Origin of the sequence: Vibrio splendidus (assembly GCF_003345295.1) — a bacterium.
Classification (GTDB): domain Bacteria; phylum Pseudomonadota; class Gammaproteobacteria; order Enterobacterales; family Vibrionaceae; genus Vibrio; species Vibrio splendidus_K.
This window is the reverse complement of sequence record NZ_CP031055.1, coordinates 1,388,925-1,409,855: the sequence shown is the minus strand read 5'-3', so window position 1 is coordinate 1,409,855 and position 20,931 is coordinate 1,388,925. Positions and strand designations below refer to the sequence as shown.

The window sequence follows — 20,931 nt, the reverse complement described above, 5'->3', positions numbered from 1 at the left end:
CATAACGCCTTGCTAAGGTTTGAGCAACGAAACACAAAATTATCACGTGCCATGCGTTGAAAGTTATCACGAAGCAGTTTGCATTTATAATAAGCACTCCAATCGGGTAAGGTGAGACCAAGACTTGCTATACGTTACTTCCAAGCTCAGAATTTGGCCTCAACTTATTGCTAAAAACGAACAGACAACTAACCAAAATGCCTATCTCGAAAAGCTGACATAGAAAAGATGCTGTCTTAAACACCAGGCCAGATTCCATCCAGGGCATCGCTATTTCGATTAGCGCAGCGGCAAAAACCAAAGTATACCCAACCCATTGATGCCATTTACCTAACATTGGCGAGAAATGATAGAAAGCTAACAAATAGAGCACCGAAAAAAAAGGCATTATAAACCAAGTAAAATACTCAAGAATTTCAACTAACGAGCGACCACCTTCGCCCAAAGTCGCCATTAGAATCGGGATAATAAAATTGAGTATCATGTAAAGAAACGGATAGATAAGAATACCCAAGGCAAGATACCGAACTGACTTTTTAACTCTAGTTTCCACTTGTACTACCTTCTCAAGTTGGAGTAGCGCATAACTCCCAATTAACTTGTGCAGCAACGCAATGCAAAGATTCTGCATTGCGCCTTAAACACTAAACCTGACTAGAAGTAATACTGCTACGCGTCGCGAGTCAGGTTAAATTGTTTGTTATAATTTCGTAACAAGTTCTATATTTGATTTATCTATTTTTAACTGGAGATGCACAACCAAACATCAGTAGTCCTGAGATAATTACTGAAGAGATCTTTAACGCATTCACCTTTAAACCACTGATTTAATTATAAAAGAGAGCTCAATATACATATAGTGGATTGTAAATCCAATAATATAAATCTAATTTTTCAATATTACACCGATAAATCATTGATAAAGACTATGAAAGTTATAACACCAAGCGTTGTGAATCACTCTTAAATTTATTGTTATATGCGTGGTGACATCGGCGCGAAAGGTATTTCGCATATTTTTAAGTAAGGCTTCTCACCAAAAGGAGACTCTGCTAATTCAATCTCTCCATGCGATGTATAAACGTCAAACAGAGCATTACTTTTCACTAAGTCACTTTCAAGTTCAATGACTCTATCATTAGCACTACTGCACCCTCCGCGCTGCCCACCTTTAAAGGCTAAATAAATTTCATGCATCGACTTAACTGCAAGAGCACAATGAATCTGCTCATGCCGATAGAGCTTTTCTAGATATAGGCGAAACTCCTCCGCCGATTCAACTGAAGTCTTAGACATTTCGAACTTCGGAAGTGTATAGGTAACTTCCAGCTTAAATTCATTAATTTCGCAAGTATCATCATTAGTATTGAAGTCATATTTCCATGCGGTGTACCCGTCAAAGCCTTCATTTACGAGAAACTCAGGTCTAGCGTTAAATGGGCGTTCAATTTCTTCAACACTATTCCCGCTAACCTCATACACTTCAAACTTTTTCTCGAAGGTAAAGTCTAGCTTAACGTCAGCACTAGCCTGACTGGACGCCATTAAGCAACATATTGAAAGTACTATTTTTTTCATCATCTTCCTTGAAGCATATAGCGAATGACATGGATTCCCCCTACCGAGGATCTGCCACACTTATGCGGTACTTAAATGCATCGGAGGCACCATGTCTGATTATTCTTATTTCTGCGGTATCGACCTAGCCAAAAACCACTTTAGTCTTCATGCCGATGACCAAAATGGTAAGGTCATACTTCATAAGTCAGTAACCCGCTCTAAACTACAGACTTCAATAGCAAATAACACTCATTGGTGTCGCTCCAATCACACGCGAATGTGTTCGCTACAAAGGTAAGCGCGTAATCTAGGGCAGTCGATCGCAAGTACGCACAGTGTTATATATGGCAATGATGTCAGCCATGCAATGTAACCTTGTATTCAAAGCGAATTATGCTCGACTTTTAGCTGCCGGAAAGTCTAAGAAAGTAGCAATAATCGCGTGTGTCTGAAAGATGGTTGTGACCCTTAACTCTATGCTGAGAGATGGCGCCATGTGGGATGGAAATACAGCCAAAAACTAATCATTGACGCCATAGTCGTTTGTTATAACACTACTCTGACGGTTTCGCTTTCTCTCCAAGGTGCTGGGTAAACCTTAGTAAATAACCATCTAGATCTTGTATCAGAAACTCTCGTTCACCTGATAGCTTTTCACCAATGTCATACCATGTTTCTTTTAAATCACGAAAAAAACGTACGTTAGCTTTCTTCAGTCTTTCAACTAGCGGATCTAAGTCTGAAAGCTCTATTTGAAAATTTACTCCACGTCCTAATGGAGTAACTAACTCACCAGTAATCCACCCTGAATCCGTGATTTGTTCGAGCATTATCTGAACCTGTTCTTGTTCAAGGTATACAAAATCAGGATTTTCTCGCTTAATACGTACAGAGAAGCCAAGCACATCGACGTAAAATGATAACGACGCTTCAAAATTACTCACTGATAATTCGGGAACCATCGGATTCCAGTATTCTTCCATAATCTATCCTTGCTATATGCTGTAATACTGCTTGTGTTATAACGCCGCGTTAAGTAGTAAGCAGCGCGACCACCAAACTTAAAGTATTGTGCCGTAAACACTAAAGCCGAATCAAACCGAAAACGCCAAGCGTTGCGAATCTGTCTTAAACGCTTGTATGGATAATAAGCACTCCAATCGGGTAATGTGAGACCCAGGCTTTAGCTGCAACTAAAGCTTTCTATGTAGCAGTTCGTTTAAACGCTGGCTCCTCTATCGAGAGACCGATAACAAACATGAACGCTACATAGGACTTCAAGCATAAACCTCGAATAGTCGACTGGGTCTTGAACCCGCATTACGCAAGCATGAGTTAGCTTATTATGAATACCAAAATCAATCAAAGCATCAACGTTGGAGTTGATACCGGCAAAACACAATTAGACATCCATATCAGGCCACTAGACCTATTTTTCTCAGTAGAGAACAATGAAAAAGGAATCAAGAAAGCACTCAAAACAATTAAAAGTCATAATCCTGAACGTATAGTTATTGAAGCAACAGGCCGATTAGAAATGCCTTTTGTTCTTGCATGTGCAGAAGCTCAACTACCTATTGTTAGAGCAAATCCTGTCCACATAAAACGATTCGCTGGTGCTATTGGCCGCAGAGCTAAAAATGATCGTTTAGATGCAGAGTTGATCGCTCACTATGGAGAAGCAATCAAACCAGCTCTTACTGTAATAAAGCCAAAAAACATACGTTTAATGAGTGACTTAGTTATTCGCCGAAACCAGTTGTTATCCATGCAAACCATGGAAAAAACCGAATCCAGATACTTCCCGCTTCTCTCCATCCAACTATCAAGCCAATGCTAACCACGATAAAAAATCAAATCACCAAGTTAGAAGAAAAGCTCGTTAAACTCATTGAAGATAGCCCTGAATACCAGGCTAAAAACACAATATTGCAAAGCGTCCCCGGAATAGGAAACATTGCCGCCGCATCAATAATTAGCAACGTACCTGAACTTGGTTACATCACGAATAAACAAGCGGCATCACTGATTGGTGTCGCTCCAATCACACGCGAAAGTGGACGCTACAAAGGTAAGCGCGTGATCCAAGGCGGTCGAGCGCAAGTACGCACAGTGTTATATATGGCAATGATGTCAGCCATGCAATGTAACCCTGTATTCAAAGCGACTTATGCTCGACTTTTAGCTGCCGGAAAGCCTAAAAAAGTCGCAATAATCGCGTGTGTCCGAAAGATGGTTGTGACCCTTAACTCTATGCTGAGAGATGGCGCCATGTGGGATGGAAATACAGCCAAAAACTAATCATTGACGCCATAGTCGTTTGTTAGTTGCCTATTCCAGCTCAGGCTCTACATATCGTTCTCTGAAATCGTAGACCTCAGAGTTTTCTGTAAACAATGTAACACTGCTTTCTGCTATTTCTATGCGGTTTAATCTGTAATAACGCAACTCATATTCTTTATCATTGAGTATGTGTGTCAACTCGATGAGAAAATCACTATTTTGAAACCTTGCACCAAAAGTTCGAAGTTCTGCAATAAACTCTGAGACTGTTTTGTGTGACAAATATGGCTCTCGTTCACCAAGTACAATGCCTGGAACATCTGTTTGTACCTGCCCAACAACATAAACCTCTGTCATAACATCCATAAATGGAATCGAACAATAGACTAGTTCACTCCCACTGATTTGCTCTAGACTTTCTAAGATATTCGCTATTTCCATGATTTACCTTTGAGCAACTAACGCCGCACTAAGCGGACTAAAATTGTGGGTTAAAATGTGTAGCGAAGCGAAACGTAACCCACTGTTTTAGTTCCGTTTAAGTGCCTTGTTAGCAGTGCACTACACAACTGCTAGAACCCTCATTTATATAGCCGTAGCCTTCAATGATTACTGACTTAGGTTTTAACCCATAAACTGGGGTTGAAGTTGCTACAATTGGAAAATTAAGCTTAGTTAAGTCAGCTTTACTTGGTTTAGAAATACCAAACCAAAAACCTACAACCTCATCTTTTACGAACATACATGGTTGAGAATATTCAATCTCAGTTAAACCGTAATTTATAAAACCAACAAACTCAAAGCCTTCTGAATCGAGAAATTTAGCTCTGACGATAATGTTTGAATTAGGATCTAAAGCATCACTTTCACTTGCAGGAACAATAACGGTTTCATCAAAACTATCGTCTTTCCACATAGGAAACTGCCAGACACTATGATCCGATAAGTCTTGAACTGTGATTTCCCAAATTTGCTTGCTCATAACTTCCTTGTACTGCTAACGCCCACTTAAGCGGACAAAAATGGTTGGCTATAATGTGGAGCGAAGCGAAACGTAGCCAACTGTTTTTGTTCCGTTTAAAGTGCTTGTTAAATGCTCACGATCAGTTTGAAACCAAACAAATACAAGTGCATAACGAATTGGAATAATAACGTAAACAATCACGATTTAAAGCCACTTAATTATTAACTTTGAACTCCGTAGAAAACACTTTACGAAGATGACAAAAAACTAATAATTAAACAGTTTACGAACGCTTATAAACACCCTTTTAGATTTCAAACCTAAAATCAAAAACTAGCTGACGAATTGAAAATAAAGCCACATTGGAAAGCTAAAAAACCGCAATTTACAAATTGACGAAATACAAGTTAACCAATGAAAGTGACAGCACAATCGACGCTACTTTTAAGCTTTGCTATTTGTAAAAACCTCAACAAACAGCATGGTAAAACAGTAAACAAAGCGTATATAAAACACTAAAAACACAACCTAAAAAGTAGTGACATTTAACAGTTCTTAGACAGAAAAATTCTGCATTTAAATACAGAAGTATTCTATCTAGTTTCATATGAGCGGAACTCTACCACAATTAATCACAGTATTTCAGTGACTTAAAACATAGATAGGCTCATTGAATGACAAAATGCAGAATATTTCCATATAGTATGAATTTCGCAAAAAAACCGAACTACTGGATATAAAAATAGCACCTGTACGCATACCCCAAACACAAAAAAGCCTGCCATCTATGCGAACATAAATGGCAGGCTTTATACGTTAGTTAAGCTTGTGAGTGGCTAGCTTACGCGGCTTCGAATGCGAGGGCTTTCTTCTCTACTTGGCGGAAGATCAACGTTAGTACACCGTTCACTGCTAAGTAGAATGCGCCAGCAATACCGAACACGGTGAGTGTGTCGTAGGTTTGGCCGTTGATACGCTGAGCGTAGCCCATCAAATCCATGATGGTGATGGTGCTTGCCAGTGACGTGCCTTTGAAGACTAGAATCACTTCGTTCGAGTAAGCAGGAACGGCCCGGCGTAGTGCGTATGGAAGTAACACTTTAAGCGTTGCGATTTTGTCCATGCCAAGTGCACGACATGCTTCCCACTGCCCTGCAGGTATCGCGTTGAATGCGCCTCTAAACAGTAGCGTGCTGTATGCCGCCGTGTTCAAAGCCAATGCCAACATCGCACAGAACCAAGGTTGACTTAACCAAGTCCATAGGAAGCTTTCACGAATCCAATCGAACTGACCCGGGCCGTAATACACCAAGAAGATTTGCACCAATAATGGTGTGCCGGTGAACAGCGTAATAAGGCCACGAGTGAACCAATGTATTACTGGTAATCTAAGGATCAGCGTTACTGTCATTAACAACGATAAGATACAACCAACCAGCAATGAAGCGCCTGTGAGTTGAAGGCTAGTCGCTAAGCCTTCAAGCATTTGAGAGAGGTATTGTTGATTCATGCCATTGCCCCTTTGTTACCCAAACCTTGAATAGAGAACTTACTATCAATCACTTTTACCAATCTTTGTGTGATTAAAGTGATGACCAAGTAGATTGCTGCTGCTGTCGCGTACCAAGTGAATGCTTCGTGCGTTGCAGCTGATGTTAGTTGTGCTTGTTTCAGCAAATCCGTTACGCCAATTAGCGATACTAATGCGGTGTCTTTCAGTAACACTAACCATTGGTTGGTTAACCCAGGTAGCGCGTGTCTTACCGCTTGAGGTAACACGATACGAAAGAATGAACGTGATTGAGAGATACCAAGCGCGCTTGCTGCTTCTCTCTGCCCTTTGCTAACTGCTTTCAAAGCACCACGGATGGTTTGTGAAGCGTAAGAAGCAAAGATAAGTGACAGTGCAACAACACCAGATAAGAACGGGCTCACTTCGATGAAGTCGCCAGTGATCATGAACAGAACTTGTGTCGAACCAAAGTAGATAAACAGTACGACCAGAATTTCTGGTAAACCACGAACAATCGTCACAAATGCAGTCGTTGGCCATTTGATTGCAATACGACGAGACATCTCACCACTTGCAAACAAAACTGCTAGAACCAATCCAACCAATAGGCTTACGAATGCAAGCTGAACAGTCATCCAGCTTGCTTCGACGAGCCCTAAAGAGTAACCCGTTAATTCCATAAATTACTTACCGAAGTACTTGTTGAAGATCTTGTCGTATTCGCCGTTCGCTTTCACTGCTGCAAGTGCAACGTTAAGCTGGTCTACAAGTTCTTGATTGCTCTTGTTTACTGCGATACCAAAGCCGTTACCGAAGTACTCTTGGTTTGTTACTTGGTCGCCAACGTACGTTAGGTTGTCTTCTTTCTTGAACCATTCTGCTACAACGGCTGTGTCACCGAACACAGAATCGATACGACCGTTTTTCATGTCGATGAATGCATCTTGGTAGCTTGAGTAAGGTACCGCTGTTACGCCAGTCATTTGCTCAAGTAGGAAGCTCTGGTGAGTAGAACCGTTTTGAACACCAACACGCTTACCTTCTAGTGCTGCTTGGTCTGCTACTTTGCCTTCGAAAGAGATGAATGCTGCAGAGTTGTCGTAATATGCGTTAGAGAAGTTCACTTGTTGAAGACGCGCTTCAGTGATGTCCATTGCCGAGATAGCCGCATCGTAACGTTTGAATTTAAGAGCAGGAATTAAGCTATCGAATGCTTGGTTGTGGAAAGTACACGTTGCTTTCAATTCTTCACAAAGTGCGTTTGCTAGGTCTACGTCAAAACCTTGGATTTGATTGTTCTCGTCCATGTATTCGAATGGTGCGTAAGTTGCTTCCATTGCGAATTTGATTTCTTCTTGCGCCGCTGCGTTGAAAGAAGCAAGGCCGATAAGTGAAGCTAGTAGAATCTTTTTCATGTTGTTACTCCGAATACTGTTTGATAGCGGCCTGTGGCCATTCTTATAATTTGATTGTTTTGATCGATGTTGTTTTTAGCTAAATCTAGTGAGTCAACTTTCTTTTAATAAGTGACTTACTTAATGAGTCAAATATTCAGCAAACTCAGGTGTCTGCGGATTAACGAATGAATCGCTGGTGCCGTGTTCAACGATGTACCCTTTCTCTAGGTACAGAACGTGGCTAGCAATCTTCTTCGCGAAATCGACTTCGTGCGTTACGACCACTTGGGTAATGCCCGTTCCGCTCAATTCTTTAATAATGCTCACGACTTGGTTGGTGATCTCAGGATCAAGCGCCGCTGTTGGCTCATCAAACAACAACACATCCGGTTTCATCATCAGCGCACGTGCAATCGCAACACGCTGTTGTTGACCGCCAGACAGTTGAAGTGGCCAAGCGTCAGCTTTATCTTCAAGTTGAAGTGTCTTTAGTACTTCTTGAGCTTGCTTGATCGCCTCTTGCTTGTCCAAACCCGCAACTTTCGTTGGTGCTTCAATCAAGTTTTCCATCACCGTCATGTGTGGCCATAAGTTGTATTGCTGGAACACCATGCCGACTTTACGACGCAGTTTAAGCCCTTGCTTCTCTTGGATCTGACCAGCAAAGTCGAATTGCTCGTTAGCAATGTCTAATTCGCCGTTGTCCGCGATTTCTAGCAGGTTCAAAACACGCAGTAGTGAACTCTTGCCCGCGCCGCTTGGGCCAAGCAATACCAAGGTTTCGCCACTCTCACAGTCGAAGCTGATGTCATGAAGAACTTGGGTATCACCGTATGATTTGTTGATGCTCTTTACTTGAATACTCATGCCACAATACTGCATTAATTGTCATTTGTTGGTTATTCTATTCAATCCGAGGTTTTATGCAAGAAAAATGTATAAAAAACTACTTTGTTGAATTTTTGTAACAAATATTGCACAAAAAACAGTCGCTATAACTGGTCTTACAACCAAAAATTGCAAGTCATTGATAAAGTTAATATCGAGACAAAAAGCAATCGTTTTACTGTCAATTTATAAATCATTGCTCGATTGCTAACTTATGAGCGCACTCTCCTATTAACGCCAATTTGCTTGCATAAAAATTAGGGTTAAATCCCTCGTTTTCCTATCGAACTGACTGGACCAGAATGCTTAGTTTTCCTTTAATGTCGTTTTGAACTATGCAGTTGGTTATGATGAAATATTGGAAATTGAATTTCCTAGGGAGCGTCACAGCGCAATAAATGCTTTAATGGGTTCTATTCTCAACAACAACTACTTCCCAGCGAACAACGCGCAGTACTGGCAACAAGCCATAAACCATAAGCAAGAAGTAACAAGTAACAAGTAATAAGTAATAAGCCATCTATTTTTAAAGCGACAACACATTAAGGCAGTCATATGCAAAACGATGTCTCTTCTACGCTCGACTCGAACCAGCGACAGACTCAGCGATCGACTCAACAAGCGCCAGAGCCCAAGCCAGAGAAAAAAAGCCTCAGCATTTTATTTGAGCTAAGCAAATTCATTCAGCCTTATAAAGGTCGAGTGCTCGTCGCACTACTCGCCCTGATCTTTACGGCGAGCTTAACCCTTTCAGTCGGACACGGTATTCGTCTTCTTATCGACCAAGGTTTTAGCCAACAATCACTCTCAGATTTAGGCAGCGCAATTCAGTTCATCATGGTCGTGGTCGTATTGATCTCGATTGGTACTTTCTTCCGCTTCTATTTGGTTTCTTCTGTTGGGGAACGTGTAAGTGCGGACATTCGCTTGTCAGTTTTCAATCATGTCGTGACGCTGCATCCGAGTTACTTCGAAACCAATGGCAGTGGCGACATCATGTCGCGCATCACAACGGATACCACTCTGCTTCAAAGCATCATAGGTTCGTCGTTCTCTATGGCGATGCGCAGCGCGTTGATGTGTATTGGTGCAATCATCATGCTGTTTGCGACCAATATTAAGCTGACGTTGATTGTATTGGCGTCGGTGCCGTTTATCTTGATTCCAATTCTTGTGTACGGGCGTCGTGTAAGAGCCCTATCTCGTCAAAGCCAAGATTCTATGTCTGATGTAGGGTCTTACGCAGGTGAAGCGATTGAGCATATTAAAACGGTGCAAAGCTACAGCCGAGAAGCGCAAGAGAAAGCTTCATTCGCGGTAGAAGTGGAAAAGGCTTATGAGATTGGACGCCAGCGCGTTAAACAGCGCGCGATTCTTATTTCTGGTGTAATTGTTATCGTGTTCAGCGCGATTGCAGGCATGCTTTGGGTTGGCGGCAGTGATGTTATTAACGGCACTATGTCGGCGGGTGATCTGGCTGCATTTGTCTTCTATGCGATCATGGTTGCTTCATCACTAGGTACGATTTCTGAAGTGATGGGTGAATTGCAACGTGCGGCAGGTGCGACAGAACGATTAATTGAAATTCTACAAGTTGAAAGCCACATTGTTGCGCCTGTTGAAAACCCAACACCACTGGATAACGTGACACCAGAAGTTGCTTTTGATGATGTGACCTTCTGTTACCCATCAAGACCAGACCAGCCCGCAACAAGCAACCTCACGCTAACGGCTCATGAAGGTAAAGTGTTGGCATTGGTTGGCCCGTCAGGTGCAGGTAAAACCACCCTATTTGAACTGCTGCAACGTTTCTACGACCCACAAGTAGGTAAAGTAACATTAGGCGGTGTTGAACTGAATCAGTTTGATCCAAATGAGCTAAGAAAGCAGATGGCATTAGTTCCTCAGCAGCCTGCTCTGTTCAGTAACGATGTGTTCCATAACATCCGATACGGAAACCCAGAAGCAACGGACGAGCAAGTGATCGAAGCGGCGAAAAAAGCGCACGCGCACGAGTTCATTCAGAACTTGCCTGAAGGCTATCACAGCTTTCTTGGTGAACGTGGCGTGAGATTGTCTGGCGGACAAAGACAACGCATTGCCATCGCTCGTGCCATCCTAAAAGATCCGAATATTCTATTGTTAGATGAAGCAACCAGCGCACTAGACAGCGAAAGTGAGCATCACGTTCAACAAGCTTTAGAAGAGTTAATGCGTGGTAGAACGACGATCATTATCGCCCATCGATTATCAACAATTAAACACGCCGACCAGATTGCGGTGCTCGATAAAGGACAGCTAGTAGACATCGGCGACCACCAGTCTCTCATCAATAGCTGCGAATTGTACCAACGCCTAGTTGAACTGCAATTCAAACACCTGAGTAGCTAAGTTATAGAGCAAAAGCGTTTAAGTCATTAAGTAATGAAAGACTAAGTCACTGACATTGTGTGGTTTCAAGCTTCAAAAACTTAAATCACACGTGTTGCAGTTTTGTTAATTTAGCGGTAGGGTTTTTATTCCAATAACAACTTATCCCGATGAAGGATAAGCCGATAACATTAATTACCCAGATAACATTAACTACACAGATAACAATAAGAGAGTTCGCATGGAAGCACTATTATCTGACTACCCGGTAGTAACAGAAATCCCTGTCGCTTGGGGAGAAATGGACGCACTCAATCACGTTAACAACGCCGTATATTTTCGCTATTTCGAAACCGCTCGCTTAGATTTTTTCAAGCACGTTGAGCTGATGGAAGAGATGGCGATTACCAAAGTTGGCCCTGTTCTTGGTGACACTTACTGTAAGTATTTCCGCCCAGTCACGTATCCAGATACCTTGATGATTGGCTCTCGTGTCACTGATATTCAAGATGACCGATTCACCATGGAATACGCGATTGTCAGTAAAACTCAGCAGAAACTGACGACCATAGGCACCGCGACTATCGTGATGTTTGATTTTGCTTCAAACCAAAAAGCCCTGCTCTCGCTACGCTTAACCAACGAAATTGAAAAGATGAACACGTTAAAGAGCCCATGCTTCAAACAGGAAGCCGTAACGGAATAACGTGTTCGCTGATTGAGAAAGACTCAGAAAGTTTCAGACATTAAAAAGCCACTCGATTGAGTGGCTTTTTATTTGGTCTTCTGGGCTTATAAGCTTTTGGCTATAGACGTTGGAGCTTATAGTTTTTGAACCCTATAAGCCTTGGACGTATTGAGCATTAGTTCGAACTTCAACCATCTGCTCTAGGTTCTGTTGTGAGCCATCAACGCCGTCAATCAAACCTTGGAAGTGCTTAATCAGCTCTACTTTGTCTTGTACTTCTTTCGAACCCGCGCCGATGTTGGTCAGGTCAATGAAGAACTCGTCGAACAGACCTGAGAAATCCGTTACAGCGTCATGGTTTAAGAACTGCTCGTGGTTGTAAATGCTTGGGTAGCCACCCTTCTGTTTATCAACCGCGAAAGAAATGCCTTTCACGTTAGTAATCGTGGTCGCTTTCTCACACTTCAACATACAACCTGCTTCGATGCTTGGCTTGTTACAACCAACGGTTCTTTGGAAGAAACACTGACGGCTAGTCATCATCAAGATTGGGTGGTAGATGCTGTAGAACAGTTTGAAGTTCTCAGGGCGACGAATATGACGAATCTGACCTTTGTTGATCTCGTTCGAAATGAAAGCACCAGCACAGTTCAGCTCTTCTTTCAGCGTAACCAGTGCGTGAGAGTTGGTCGTGTTCATGAACGGGCCTGCAACCCACTCGATACCCATCTCGTAAGCTTTGTAGGCAATACCCGTGTTGTTGGTTACGATGCGAGTTGGCTTGATCTCTTCAAGAATACGAACCGCTTCGTCGTAGTCTTTACCGATCAATACTGCTGGGAACCAAGGAATCAAACGTGGGTTTGCAGCCAAGATGTCGATGTACTTGTTACAACGCTTCTTGAAGCTTTCAGGCAGTTTGAAGTAAACGTCCGCTTCAGTTACATCACACAGGTGCAAGTCTTCCACATCCGCGATGAGCATCGACATGGTTGGCTTCTCGTTCACCTTAGGGTGTTGTGGTAGTGCTGGCACGTCAACGTGCTTAATCACTTTCACAGAACCGTTTAAGATGAAATCGATTTCGTCTTTTAAGACCGACACTTCTTTCAAAGGAAGAATCAGACCTTCATCTAAGTTGTCGTAGTTACAGTTTTCTAGCGTATGAACCGCACTCTTCACTGATTTGAAACGCTTCTCAAGTAACGCCTGAGTAATCGCAGTCTCTTTAGCTGTTGCCAATAACGATTGAGATTGAACCGTAAAGTTTTCTTTTGGTGTGTTCACTGTCACCGTAAATGGTTGACCCACCTTAGCGCTAAACGACAATGACACGGGTGTTTTACGAATATCAAGGAACTCGATCTTGTCGCGCATTTCACTGCCTAGGGCATTTTTCGCTTCATAAAGATCGCTGGTCACTTCTTGAATTTGTACCACTGAGATTTCATTGTTCTCTTTCGTCGCTTTATCAACGGCGTAGTTCATGCTGTTGTCACGAGGATTATCAATGAACATGTCTTTCGTTAGGTTGCCCTTAAGGAAAGAGTTAGTGAAATCACGGTTGAATACTTTGTGCAGGTTTGAATCGTCTTCGATCAACAAACCACTTTCTACAAAGCTATCAATTTGTTTGCGCCACGTATCAACCACTGTGTATACGTAGTGTGCGCCTTTGATACGGCCTTCAACTTTCAATGAGTCGACTTTCGCGTCAACCAATTCAGGTAGGTCGTAGTACGCTGAATTATCTTTCAGGTTCAGTGGGAACTTGTTTCCTGCATCAGTGATTTCGTATTCATCACGACATGCTTGGCTACAACGGCCACGGTTACCTGAGTTACCCACACTTACTGAGCTTGAGTAACATTGGCCAGAGAATGCGATACACAAAGCGCCATGTACAAACACTTCGGTTAGAACATCGTGGTCGTGTGCCACTTCCGTCAGCATTTTGATTTCTGGCAGGTTCAATTCACGAGACAAGTTAACGCGTGTTGCGCCAATTTTAGACAAGAACTTAATCTGGCCTTCGTTGTGTGTCGTTAACTGAGTCGATGCGTGAACATCTAACGATGGGAAATGCTTTTTCACCAAATCGAACAAACCAAGATCTTGAACGATGATGCCATCAAGCTTAGTGTTCACAAGCTGGTTCAACAGTTTAGTGATGCTCTTAATTTCATGCTCCAGCAGCACAACGTTAAGAGTCAGAAACACTTCACAACCGTATTCATGAGCAAGGCGAATCACACCATTCAACTCATCTAACGATAGGTTAGAGGCTCTGTTACGAGCGTTGAAGGTGTCTAAACCGCAATAAACCGCATTAGCACCCGCTACGATAGCTGCTTTAATCGCCTCTACATCGCCACCTGGGGCTAATAACTCAATCTTTCTGCTCATTTTTGAAGTCGCTCACTTACTTATAATTTTTAAGCCGCGTATTCTACCTACATCACGATCTCTTTACCACCTAACAACACTTTTCAAACTAAATGACCTCAATAATGCCAAACGAATCCGATTTACCTATCCTTTATTCTTTACGTCGCTGCCCTTACGCCATGCGCGGACGAATGGGCATCGCACTATCACAGCAAAAAGTGTTACTTCGAGAAATCGTTACCAAAGACAAGCCTAGCGAACTATTGGCCAGTTCGCCAAAAGGTACCGTTCCGGTATTGGTGTTGCCAGATGGACAAATCATTGAGCAGAGCTTGGATGTGATGAACTGGGCACTTCAGCAAAACGATCCTCAAGATCTTCTTCGTTCAAGTAATCCAACACTTAGCCAACAAGTCCACCAGCTCATCAAAATCAACGATGAAGATTTTATTGGCCACTTAGAAAAGTACAGAGCGTCTGTTCGTTATCGAAACATCGATGTTGAACTACGTCGACAAGCCTGCGAAGCGTTCATTAGTCAGCTAGAAACGCTACTCACCGAACAGCCCTACTTTTTCGGAGAAACCCCAAGCTTAGCCGACTTTGCCGTGATGCCTTTTGTCAGCCAGTTTGTACGAGTCGAAAAGAAGTGGTTTGTGCAATCTGAATATCAAAACGTAGGACGTTGGTTAAGAGCTCACTTGGAAAGTAAGCTCTACACCCAAGTCATGAAGCAATACCCTTTGTGGAATGAAACCAAGCAAGAATGCCTTTTTGGGTGACCTAAGGGAATTTGGGGTGAGCTAGGGGAATTCAGGGTTAGATAAGGCGTGGGTATTAAGGTAATTACGTGACACTGTATCTTATTTGGAATGAACAGATATTCAAAGGCTTAACTGGTTTTTCGCAGTCTCTTTACCGATAACTACTGTCTCTTAACTGGATACTGCAGTCCTTTAACCGGATGTTAGAGTCTAAGTTAAGCCTTTTGTTTATTTTAAACTGATCACTGAATCGCTATCGAAATCTCGACTTCAGTTTCGCCTTTGTAGAATTCAAAATCTGTCGTGTAAGTTCGAACATGTGGGCAATCCACTGCGTTGAAATACGCCCAGACTTCACCCCATAGATCGATCACCGCTTGAGGGAGTTCACCTTCAGCAGAAAACGTTAAGTATTTGCCTGCTTGTATTTCGGTTTCTACAAGCGCATCTAAATTGTTATCGGTGAGTGCGCTAGTACAAGCGATAACATCAAATTCACCCGTAAAGTCTGACTCGTAGTTGGTGTAGACACCGTACACTTTTGAATCCGGCGTTAATTTTGGAAACGCTTGGTCAAAAAAGCCCTGCCACAATTGCCCTATCTTGGCTTTGGCTGAGTCCATCTCATCGGTATTAGTGGTTCTTACTGAAAAACCATACGCCTTTACGGCTTCAATCGTTTCAACTTTCATTTGTTTTCATTCCTAGCCAACGTTAGTCTCAGCATATTAAATCAATACTTAGTCTTCAATCTCTTTATGGCCGCACTTCTCACACACAAGGTGACGAGAAAACTCATCCATTGACGCGATAAACGGGCCAAGGAACCAACCTTTAACCACTCCCGCCCAAAACTCGTGTCGCTTTTGATTAGGTTTGTCTGCAAACGCACTCGTCTTTCTGACCAACACAACAACGTGTTGTGTGTCTTCTCGGCACGCGGTGCAATAGCATTGCTCTATGGTGTTATTCATTTGAAAGCCTATGACGTTTTGAATGAAATCTGCTGAAAATGAGGATTGTCGATACAGACTTCTAGTGTGGAAAGATCAGTGAGTACGACAAGTTGTTCTACACCTTGAATACTGACCTTAATGCACTCTTCACGGCTGTCATTGCGTTGAGTATCTAATCCGACACATTCAATCTGCTCACCAGACTTCAGCGTTAATTTGATTGGGTATCGGTGCATACACACAATCTCAATATAATCGTAATCGTTGCAACTAATCATAATACCCCTCCAATTCATCCACCACGCTAATGCGACACGCCATACTATGCAATATGCATATAATCAATCATTTACCCAAATCACATTGATGTTCGTCCGCAACTAAACTTGTTTATAAATTTACGTCTAAAGCTACTTCTAAACTTACTTGTAAACTTAGCTTAATCCCGCTTTACCTATTCACGTTTCTTCTACTCGCGACTGCTTATTCTTTCGTTGTTAAATAATAATTGAGAACAATACAATGAAAACCATGAACCACTTACACGTGTTAGCTTTCTTAGGTTTAGTCGCTGCAATGATGACGTTTAATGCGAGTGCCGCCTCAGAAATCGATGCGAGGCACTTTGCCAATGGTAAAGCCAAATACACGCAGCTTTGTCAGGTGTGTCATGGCGACAAAGGACACGGTGATGGCCCCACTGCCGCTTCATCACCACACAAACCTGCCAACATCGCTAATAAACTGAGCGGCTTTTTTGCCAGCCCAAGCTCTTTGGCGGATGACATTTTAGAGGGCGATGTAGAACAAGGCATGCCAGCGTGGAAAGGTACAATTACCAAGCAAGATGCTCTGGATATTCTGACGTACGTAGAAACTATCCAATAGTAAACGCTGTTCCATTCGCCTTTTAAACAGAGATATCGGTTAATACTCCTCGTTCTATTGCGCTATCTACTTGATTGATTACACTCAATTTAATGGATAGTGAATAATACGGAATGTTATGACCTTTATACCTTTAGCACTAAGTAGCCTGATCCTTGTTTCTACGGCGACACACTCCGTCAGCTTTATCGATGAAATTGATGGCCAACTCGATATGGGAGAATACCTCGCAGAAAATGCCTACGGCTTTCTTCCTGTCCCAATTCTCATTACAGAGCCTGCGGTAGGATACGGTGGCGGCTTCACTGGTATCTTCATGCACGAATCTGAAGAGCAAAAAAACACGCGTAAAGAACTCGCCGAAAAATCCATCGACGGTGGCGCGCAACTTCTCACCCCTGCAATCACTGCGATTGGCGGCTTTGCGACAGAAAATGGCACTTGGATGGCGTTTGTTGGTCACAAACGCAGTTGGAATGAAGACTCAATACGCTACCTTGGTGGATTAGGTTATGGCGATATCAACATGACCTTTTATAGACAAAGCTCTCCGAACGCCTTGTCTCCACTCGATCCAAACGAAGGTGTTGAGCTAGGACTCAAAGGCATGGGCGGGATACAGAAGCTCCAATTTAGAATACCCGACTCGCAATGGTTACTGGGTTTTTCTCAACAGTTCTTCGCACCAACACTCTCACTTAATAATCATCCTAAAGCGCAAGAAATCTTAAACAACATTGGCAACACCTCACCGACCTCTTCCGGTTTGGGTCTCATCGCCGAGTACGACAGCAAGAACAGCTTCTTGAATCCGACGCAAGGATACAACTATGTCGCGGAATATCTTTGGTTTGGTGATGCGATTGGCAGTGACTACACCTACCAAACGTTTAATTTGGAAGGGCTGAACTATTGGGAGTTAAACAAGGAGTGGAACCTAGCATTGCGAGGACAGTACAAATCATTGTCGACCAATGAACGCGTGCTTTCCCCTCAATATTACCCAGACATTGAACTCAGAGGTATCGCCCGCAATCGCTATCAAGGTGAACACACCGTCGCGGCAGAAGTTCAAGTAAGCAAACAATGGACACCACGTTGGTCAACCGCGGTGTTTACGGGAATTGGCTATGCGGGTGACAGCGATAAAGACATGTTTGATCAAAGTTCTCACGCTGCTTATGGCGTCGGTTTCCGATACCTTATCGCAAGACGCTATGGTTTGATTTCAGGGATTGATATTGCTTTTAGTGAAGAAGATACCGCCCTCTACTTCCAAGTCGGTGCGGGTATCTAATTCATTACGCTGTGCTTACCCGGCAAACTAGAGCGATAAACTAAAGCGGTAACGATGAGACAAAGTGCTCAGGTAACAGCGATTACTTGATCGCTTTCCAATAATGATAAAGCCCATTGATATCTGAAGAGCACATCAACGACATTGCGCCTTTGATCTGTTCTTCGCTCCACTCCCACCATTTCATTTCTAGCAACTGAGCGATTTCAGTTTCATTAAAACGATAACGGATGTGACGCGCAGGGTTTGAGCCGACAATCGAGTATGGCGCTACATCTTTAGTCACAACAGCTCGACTTGCGATGATTGCTCCGTCACCGACCTTAACACCACTCATGATCATGGCTTCTGTGCCAATCCACACATCGTTACCAATCACGGTATCACCAGAGCGTTCGAAGCCGTCTATCGCATCTTCAAACTTCTCGTCGTCTTGGTAGAAGAACGGGAAAGTGCTCACCCACTGATTTTGATGGCCTTGGTTGCCCGCCATCATAAACACAGCGCCAGAACCAATCGAGCAATAACTGCCGATGATCAACTTGTCGATGTCTGTTCTATCAGGCAGCAGATAACGCGCACAATCATCAAAGCTGTGATTGTGGTAGTAGCCTGAATAGTAGCTGTGCTCGCCCACGATGATGTTTGGGTTGGTCACTTGTTCTTTGAGTGACTTTCCGACAAACGGGCTCTCAAAATAGTTTTTCATGTTTGTACTCTTAGTTTCGTTCTTTTAGTTAGGTACTTTTGTTGCGTGTTTATGGTTTTAACAGGTTTATCTTAGTGTAAATGCCAACGTGCCTTATCGACCGCCCGCAATATCAATAAACGAACCGGTTACATACGAAGCTTCGTCTGATAATAACCATGCAATAGAGTTAGCCACCTCTTCTGGTGTACCACCTCGTTGTAATGGTAGCTGCGAAGCTAGTCTGTCTACGCGATCAGGTTCTCCGCCGTCTGCGTGCATCTCAGTGTAGATACAACCAGGCCTTACGCCATTCACTCGGATATTGCGTGAAGCCAATTCAAGCGATAAGCCTTTGGTGAGTGAATCCATCGCACCTTTCGATGCTGCGTAATCCACATACTCAAACGGTGCGCCTGTGCGAGAAGCGGCAGACGATACATTCACAATCGAACCCGCGCCATCAGCTTGTTTGATAAAGGCTTTACTGCACAGAAAGCAGCTTGATACGTTGGATTTCATCACCTTTTCAAAGCGATCCAATTCAATATCAACCAATGGTGACTGGGTAAACAAGATCCCTGCATTATTGACTAAGTGAGTCACTGGACCTAGCTTGTTACGAGCAATCTCGAATAAGGATTTCACGTCCGATTCAACAGACACATCCGCACGCACGCTTATCGCGGTTCCGCCTTGTTCGCGAATCTCGTTCACTAGATCTTCAGCTCGCGACTCATTGTGTATAAAGTTAACGCATACGGCATAGCCTTTACTGGCCAACAATTTAGACGTCGCTGCGCCAATACCTCGGCTTCCGCCTGTTACAATCACTACCTTGCTCAATGAAACCTCCTAATACCACTTGTTTGTTATAACCTGATTTTTCGATGCACCTGATTGTTCGATATAAGCTGATTATTCGATACGACCTGGTTGTTCGTTACAAACTGATCGTATCGATACAAACTTAATTGCTCGATACAACCTCAACCCACTGCGATCGCCACGCCGGCGCTTCAAATGGGTCTGGCCAAAACTCAGTTTGCTTTTGAATAAAACCATCAACCACCGTGTGAAAGGTAATCACTCGGTCTTTCAATACACTGTCAGTAACCGAAACGTCTGTTACTACGGTATTACCCTCACAAACAATTGAATTGAGGGTGAATTCCCAAACACCATTGGCTGGGTATTCAGCGTTGATTGCCGTGAAGTTGTGGCGGCCTACCGTCAATTCAGACGACTGAGGCCAAAAGCCTTCAAAATCTGCGGCCAGCCATTCGCTTGCCTTGGCAAAATCGTTGCTGCGCATTGCATCCCAAAAACCTAATACCACTTGTTTTGGTGTCATTATTCTTCCTTAAATTCATTCAGGTGTAGTGATTTTTATACGTACTTGCCGATGATCGTTAAAAGATCATCGACATGGTTGGCAATATAATCGGGCTTGGTTTGCCAGTTTTCAGGCTCAGATCGGCTATAGCCGGCGGCCACGGCAATCACTTTTGCGTTCTTACCCAATGCTGCTTCAATATTGCGAGCAAACTGTGTGTCCGCTTCATGGTCACCGATGTACATCAAACAAAGCTCGTTAGACTGATCGGCGCCAAATATGTTCTCAACACATTTCACGCCACCAAACGGGTGTGGCTTTTGGTGGCCGTTCGAGACATCGTCATAACCCACGACCGATTTAAAGAAATCGCCAATGCCATAACTGTCGAGTACACCACGAATATTCAATTGAGAGTTTTGAGAACAAATCCCATGAGGAAGATGAGCAAACTGACTTACCACAGTGTTCATCCCGTCAAACAAGGTGACAGCAGTTTGATTTTTCTCTTGATGCTCTGCCCACATTCCACCGGCGATCAACATTTCATCATGCGATAGGCCGTAGTAGTCGACATACAAGGCTTGCCAGTTTTTTGCGCCGTGGTTGGCTTCGTGATAAAGCGCCTCACTCAACAAATATTTTGGTAAATTATCACCGGACAAATGTGGCGCGACCACAGAGATAATGTCTTTGGTGATTGCGATATTTTTCGGAACTGAATTGACTAAGGTTCCATCGTAATCCCACAGAATGGCATCTAACTTCATGGGGTATCTCGTTGTTTAAATTGACGATTTTAATTTATCACTTGAAGCCCTGTTAAGGGAAATCTTATTGTCTTGAGTTTCAAAATTAGTCTAATTAGAACAAAGCTATAAAACAAATAATTGCTGGCAAACAAAAACCAACAATCTTTACTCACATCACTGCTTTATCAATTGGAATATA

The 20,931-nt window shown here is 43.0% G+C and carries 22 protein-coding genes and 3 pseudogenes; 8 read left to right on the top strand and 17 right to left on the bottom strand.

What is annotated here, in order from left to right; all coding sequences use genetic code 11:
• Positions 1-127 precede the first annotated feature (127 nt).
• Together DUN60_RS06365 and DUN60_RS06360 are read right to left on the bottom strand one after the other, a co-directional pair.
• The gene (locus DUN60_RS06365) at positions 128-553 is read right to left on the bottom strand and encodes a hypothetical protein (RefSeq protein WP_017083679.1); all 426 of its coding nucleotides are present in this window, start codon (positions 551-553) and stop codon (positions 128-130) included.
• Positions 554-975: 422 nt separating this feature from the next.
• A complete protein-coding gene (locus tag DUN60_RS06360; RefSeq protein WP_114633521.1) occupies positions 976-1,578 on the bottom strand; it encodes a DUF922 domain-containing protein in 603 nt (200 codons plus the stop codon).
• Positions 1,579-1,669: 91 nt separating this feature from the next.
• Here DUN60_RS06360 and DUN60_RS06355 point away from each other — a divergent pair.
• Both DUN60_RS06355 and DUN60_RS06350 read left to right on the top strand, forming a co-directional pair.
• Positions 1,670-1,804: pseudogene (locus DUN60_RS06355) on the top strand (IS110 family transposase); the annotation flags it as partial.
• A 1-nt stretch (position 1,805) separates the two neighbouring features.
• A pseudogene (locus DUN60_RS06350) lies at positions 1,806-2,084 on the top strand (transposase); the annotation flags it as partial.
• Positions 2,085-2,114: 30 nt separating this feature from the next.
• On the opposite strand, the gene DUN60_RS06345 reads toward DUN60_RS06350, so the two are convergent.
• A complete protein-coding gene (locus DUN60_RS06345; RefSeq protein ID WP_114633520.1) occupies positions 2,115-2,543 on the bottom strand; it encodes a bleomycin resistance protein in 429 nt (142 codons plus the stop codon).
• A gap of 362 nt (positions 2,544-2,905) precedes the next feature.
• Here DUN60_RS06345 and DUN60_RS06335 point away from each other — a divergent pair.
• Positions 2,906-3,861 (top strand): annotated as a pseudogene (locus DUN60_RS06335) (IS110 family RNA-guided transposase).
• 30 nt (positions 3,862-3,891) lie between these two features.
• Here the strand turns inward: DUN60_RS06335 and DUN60_RS06330 are convergent.
• The 6 genes from DUN60_RS06330 to artP all read right to left on the bottom strand — a co-directional run bounded on the left by DUN60_RS06330 (position 3,892) and on the right by artP (position 8,584).
• Positions 3,892-4,284 (bottom strand): hypothetical protein, encoded by a 393-nt coding sequence (locus DUN60_RS06330; RefSeq protein ID WP_065205240.1) that lies wholly within the window; start codon positions 4,282-4,284, stop codon positions 3,892-3,894.
• 109 nt (positions 4,285-4,393) lie between these two features.
• Positions 4,394-4,825 carry a hypothetical protein gene (locus DUN60_RS06325; RefSeq protein ID WP_065205241.1) on the bottom strand — a complete coding sequence of 144 codons (432 nt, stop codon included), beginning with the start codon at positions 4,823-4,825 and terminating at the stop codon, positions 4,394-4,396.
• Between the two features lie 823 nt (positions 4,826-5,648).
• Positions 5,649-6,317, bottom strand: coding sequence for an arginine ABC transporter permease ArtM (gene artM / locus DUN60_RS06320; protein WP_017074936.1), 669 nt, complete (start codon positions 6,315-6,317; stop codon positions 5,649-5,651).
• The gene (gene artQ / locus DUN60_RS06315; RefSeq protein ID WP_065205245.1) at positions 6,314-7,000 is read right to left on the bottom strand and encodes an arginine ABC transporter permease ArtQ; all 687 of its coding nucleotides are present in this window, start codon (positions 6,998-7,000) and stop codon (positions 6,314-6,316) included. The genes artM and artQ overlap by 4 nt, the downstream gene beginning before the upstream one ends.
• Positions 7,001-7,003: 3 nt before the next feature.
• Complete coding sequence (locus DUN60_RS06310) at positions 7,004-7,735, bottom strand: lysine/arginine/ornithine ABC transporter substrate-binding protein (RefSeq protein WP_054546341.1); 732 nt, start codon at positions 7,733-7,735, stop codon at positions 7,004-7,006.
• 120 nt (positions 7,736-7,855) lie between these two features.
• Positions 7,856-8,584: an arginine ABC transporter ATP-binding protein ArtP gene (gene artP, locus DUN60_RS06305; RefSeq protein ID WP_102339720.1), complete on the bottom strand. Its 729-nt coding sequence runs from the start codon at positions 8,582-8,584 to the stop codon at positions 7,856-7,858.
• A 576-nt stretch (positions 8,585-9,160) separates the two neighbouring features.
• Between artP and DUN60_RS06300 the strand changes: the two genes are divergently transcribed.
• Both DUN60_RS06300 and DUN60_RS06295 read left to right on the top strand, forming a co-directional pair.
• Positions 9,161-10,996 carry an ABC transporter ATP-binding protein/permease gene (locus tag DUN60_RS06300; protein ID WP_114633518.1) on the top strand — a complete coding sequence of 612 codons (1,836 nt, stop codon included), beginning with the start codon at positions 9,161-9,163 and terminating at the stop codon, positions 10,994-10,996.
• Between the two features lie 220 nt (positions 10,997-11,216).
• Positions 11,217-11,681: an acyl-CoA thioesterase gene (locus DUN60_RS06295; RefSeq protein WP_016786146.1), complete on the top strand. Its 465-nt coding sequence runs from the start codon at positions 11,217-11,219 to the stop codon at positions 11,679-11,681.
• Positions 11,682-11,813: 132 nt separating this feature from the next.
• On the opposite strand, the gene DUN60_RS06290 is transcribed toward DUN60_RS06295, so the two are convergent.
• Positions 11,814-14,069, bottom strand: coding sequence for a peptidase U32 family protein (locus DUN60_RS06290; protein WP_114633517.1), 2,256 nt, complete (start codon positions 14,067-14,069; stop codon positions 11,814-11,816).
• Between the two features lie 173 nt (positions 14,070-14,242).
• Between DUN60_RS06290 and DUN60_RS06285 the strand changes: the two genes are divergently transcribed.
• Positions 14,243-14,833, top strand: a complete 591-nt coding sequence (locus DUN60_RS06285) for a glutathione S-transferase (protein WP_244212216.1) — start codon at positions 14,243-14,245, stop codon at positions 14,831-14,833.
• Between the two features lie 224 nt (positions 14,834-15,057).
• On the opposite strand, the gene DUN60_RS06280 is transcribed toward DUN60_RS06285, so the two are convergent.
• Genes DUN60_RS06280 through DUN60_RS06270 form a run of 3 tightly spaced genes read right to left on the bottom strand, consistent with a single transcriptional unit; the run spans position 15,058 to position 16,049 of the window.
• On the bottom strand, positions 15,058-15,507 hold the full coding sequence (locus DUN60_RS06280; protein WP_114633515.1) for a GyrI-like domain-containing protein: 450 nt from the start codon (positions 15,505-15,507) through the stop codon (positions 15,058-15,060).
• Between the two features lie 48 nt (positions 15,508-15,555).
• Positions 15,556-15,789 carry a hypothetical protein gene (locus tag DUN60_RS06275; RefSeq protein WP_029225054.1) on the bottom strand — a complete coding sequence of 78 codons (234 nt, stop codon included), beginning with the start codon at positions 15,787-15,789 and terminating at the stop codon, positions 15,556-15,558.
• An 8-nt stretch (positions 15,790-15,797) separates the two neighbouring features.
• On the bottom strand, positions 15,798-16,049 hold the full coding sequence (locus DUN60_RS06270; RefSeq protein ID WP_114633514.1) for a Rho-binding antiterminator: 252 nt from the start codon (positions 16,047-16,049) through the stop codon (positions 15,798-15,800).
• Positions 16,050-16,293: 244 nt separating this feature from the next.
• Here DUN60_RS06270 and DUN60_RS06265 point away from each other — a divergent pair, with 244 nt between their 5' ends.
• Positions 16,294-16,659 carry a c-type cytochrome gene (locus DUN60_RS06265; protein ID WP_114633513.1) on the top strand — a complete coding sequence of 122 codons (366 nt, stop codon included), beginning with the start codon at positions 16,294-16,296 and terminating at the stop codon, positions 16,657-16,659.
• Between the two features lie 118 nt (positions 16,660-16,777).
• The gene (locus DUN60_RS06260; RefSeq protein ID WP_114633512.1) at positions 16,778-17,956 is read left to right on the top strand and encodes a BamA/TamA family outer membrane protein; all 1,179 of its coding nucleotides are present in this window, start codon (positions 16,778-16,780) and stop codon (positions 17,954-17,956) included.
• Positions 17,957-18,038: 82 nt separating this feature from the next.
• Here DUN60_RS06260 and catB read toward each other — a convergent pair whose 3' ends face one another.
• The 4 genes from catB to DUN60_RS06240 all read right to left on the bottom strand — a co-directional run bounded on the left by catB (position 18,039) and on the right by DUN60_RS06240 (position 20,750).
• The gene (catB, locus tag DUN60_RS06255) at positions 18,039-18,665 is read right to left on the bottom strand and encodes a type B chloramphenicol O-acetyltransferase (protein ID WP_017112034.1); all 627 of its coding nucleotides are present in this window, start codon (positions 18,663-18,665) and stop codon (positions 18,039-18,041) included.
• Between the two features lie 93 nt (positions 18,666-18,758).
• Positions 18,759-19,490, bottom strand: coding sequence for a glucose 1-dehydrogenase (locus tag DUN60_RS06250; RefSeq protein ID WP_004733853.1), 732 nt, complete (start codon positions 19,488-19,490; stop codon positions 18,759-18,761).
• Positions 19,491-19,614: 124 nt separating this feature from the next.
• Positions 19,615-19,998 carry a nuclear transport factor 2 family protein gene (locus tag DUN60_RS06245; RefSeq protein WP_114633511.1) on the bottom strand — a complete coding sequence of 128 codons (384 nt, stop codon included), beginning with the start codon at positions 19,996-19,998 and terminating at the stop codon, positions 19,615-19,617.
• Between the two features lie 35 nt (positions 19,999-20,033).
• Positions 20,034-20,750 carry an HAD family hydrolase gene (locus DUN60_RS06240; protein WP_114633510.1) on the bottom strand — a complete coding sequence of 239 codons (717 nt, stop codon included), beginning with the start codon at positions 20,748-20,750 and terminating at the stop codon, positions 20,034-20,036.
• Between the last annotated feature and the right edge of the window lie 181 nt (positions 20,751-20,931).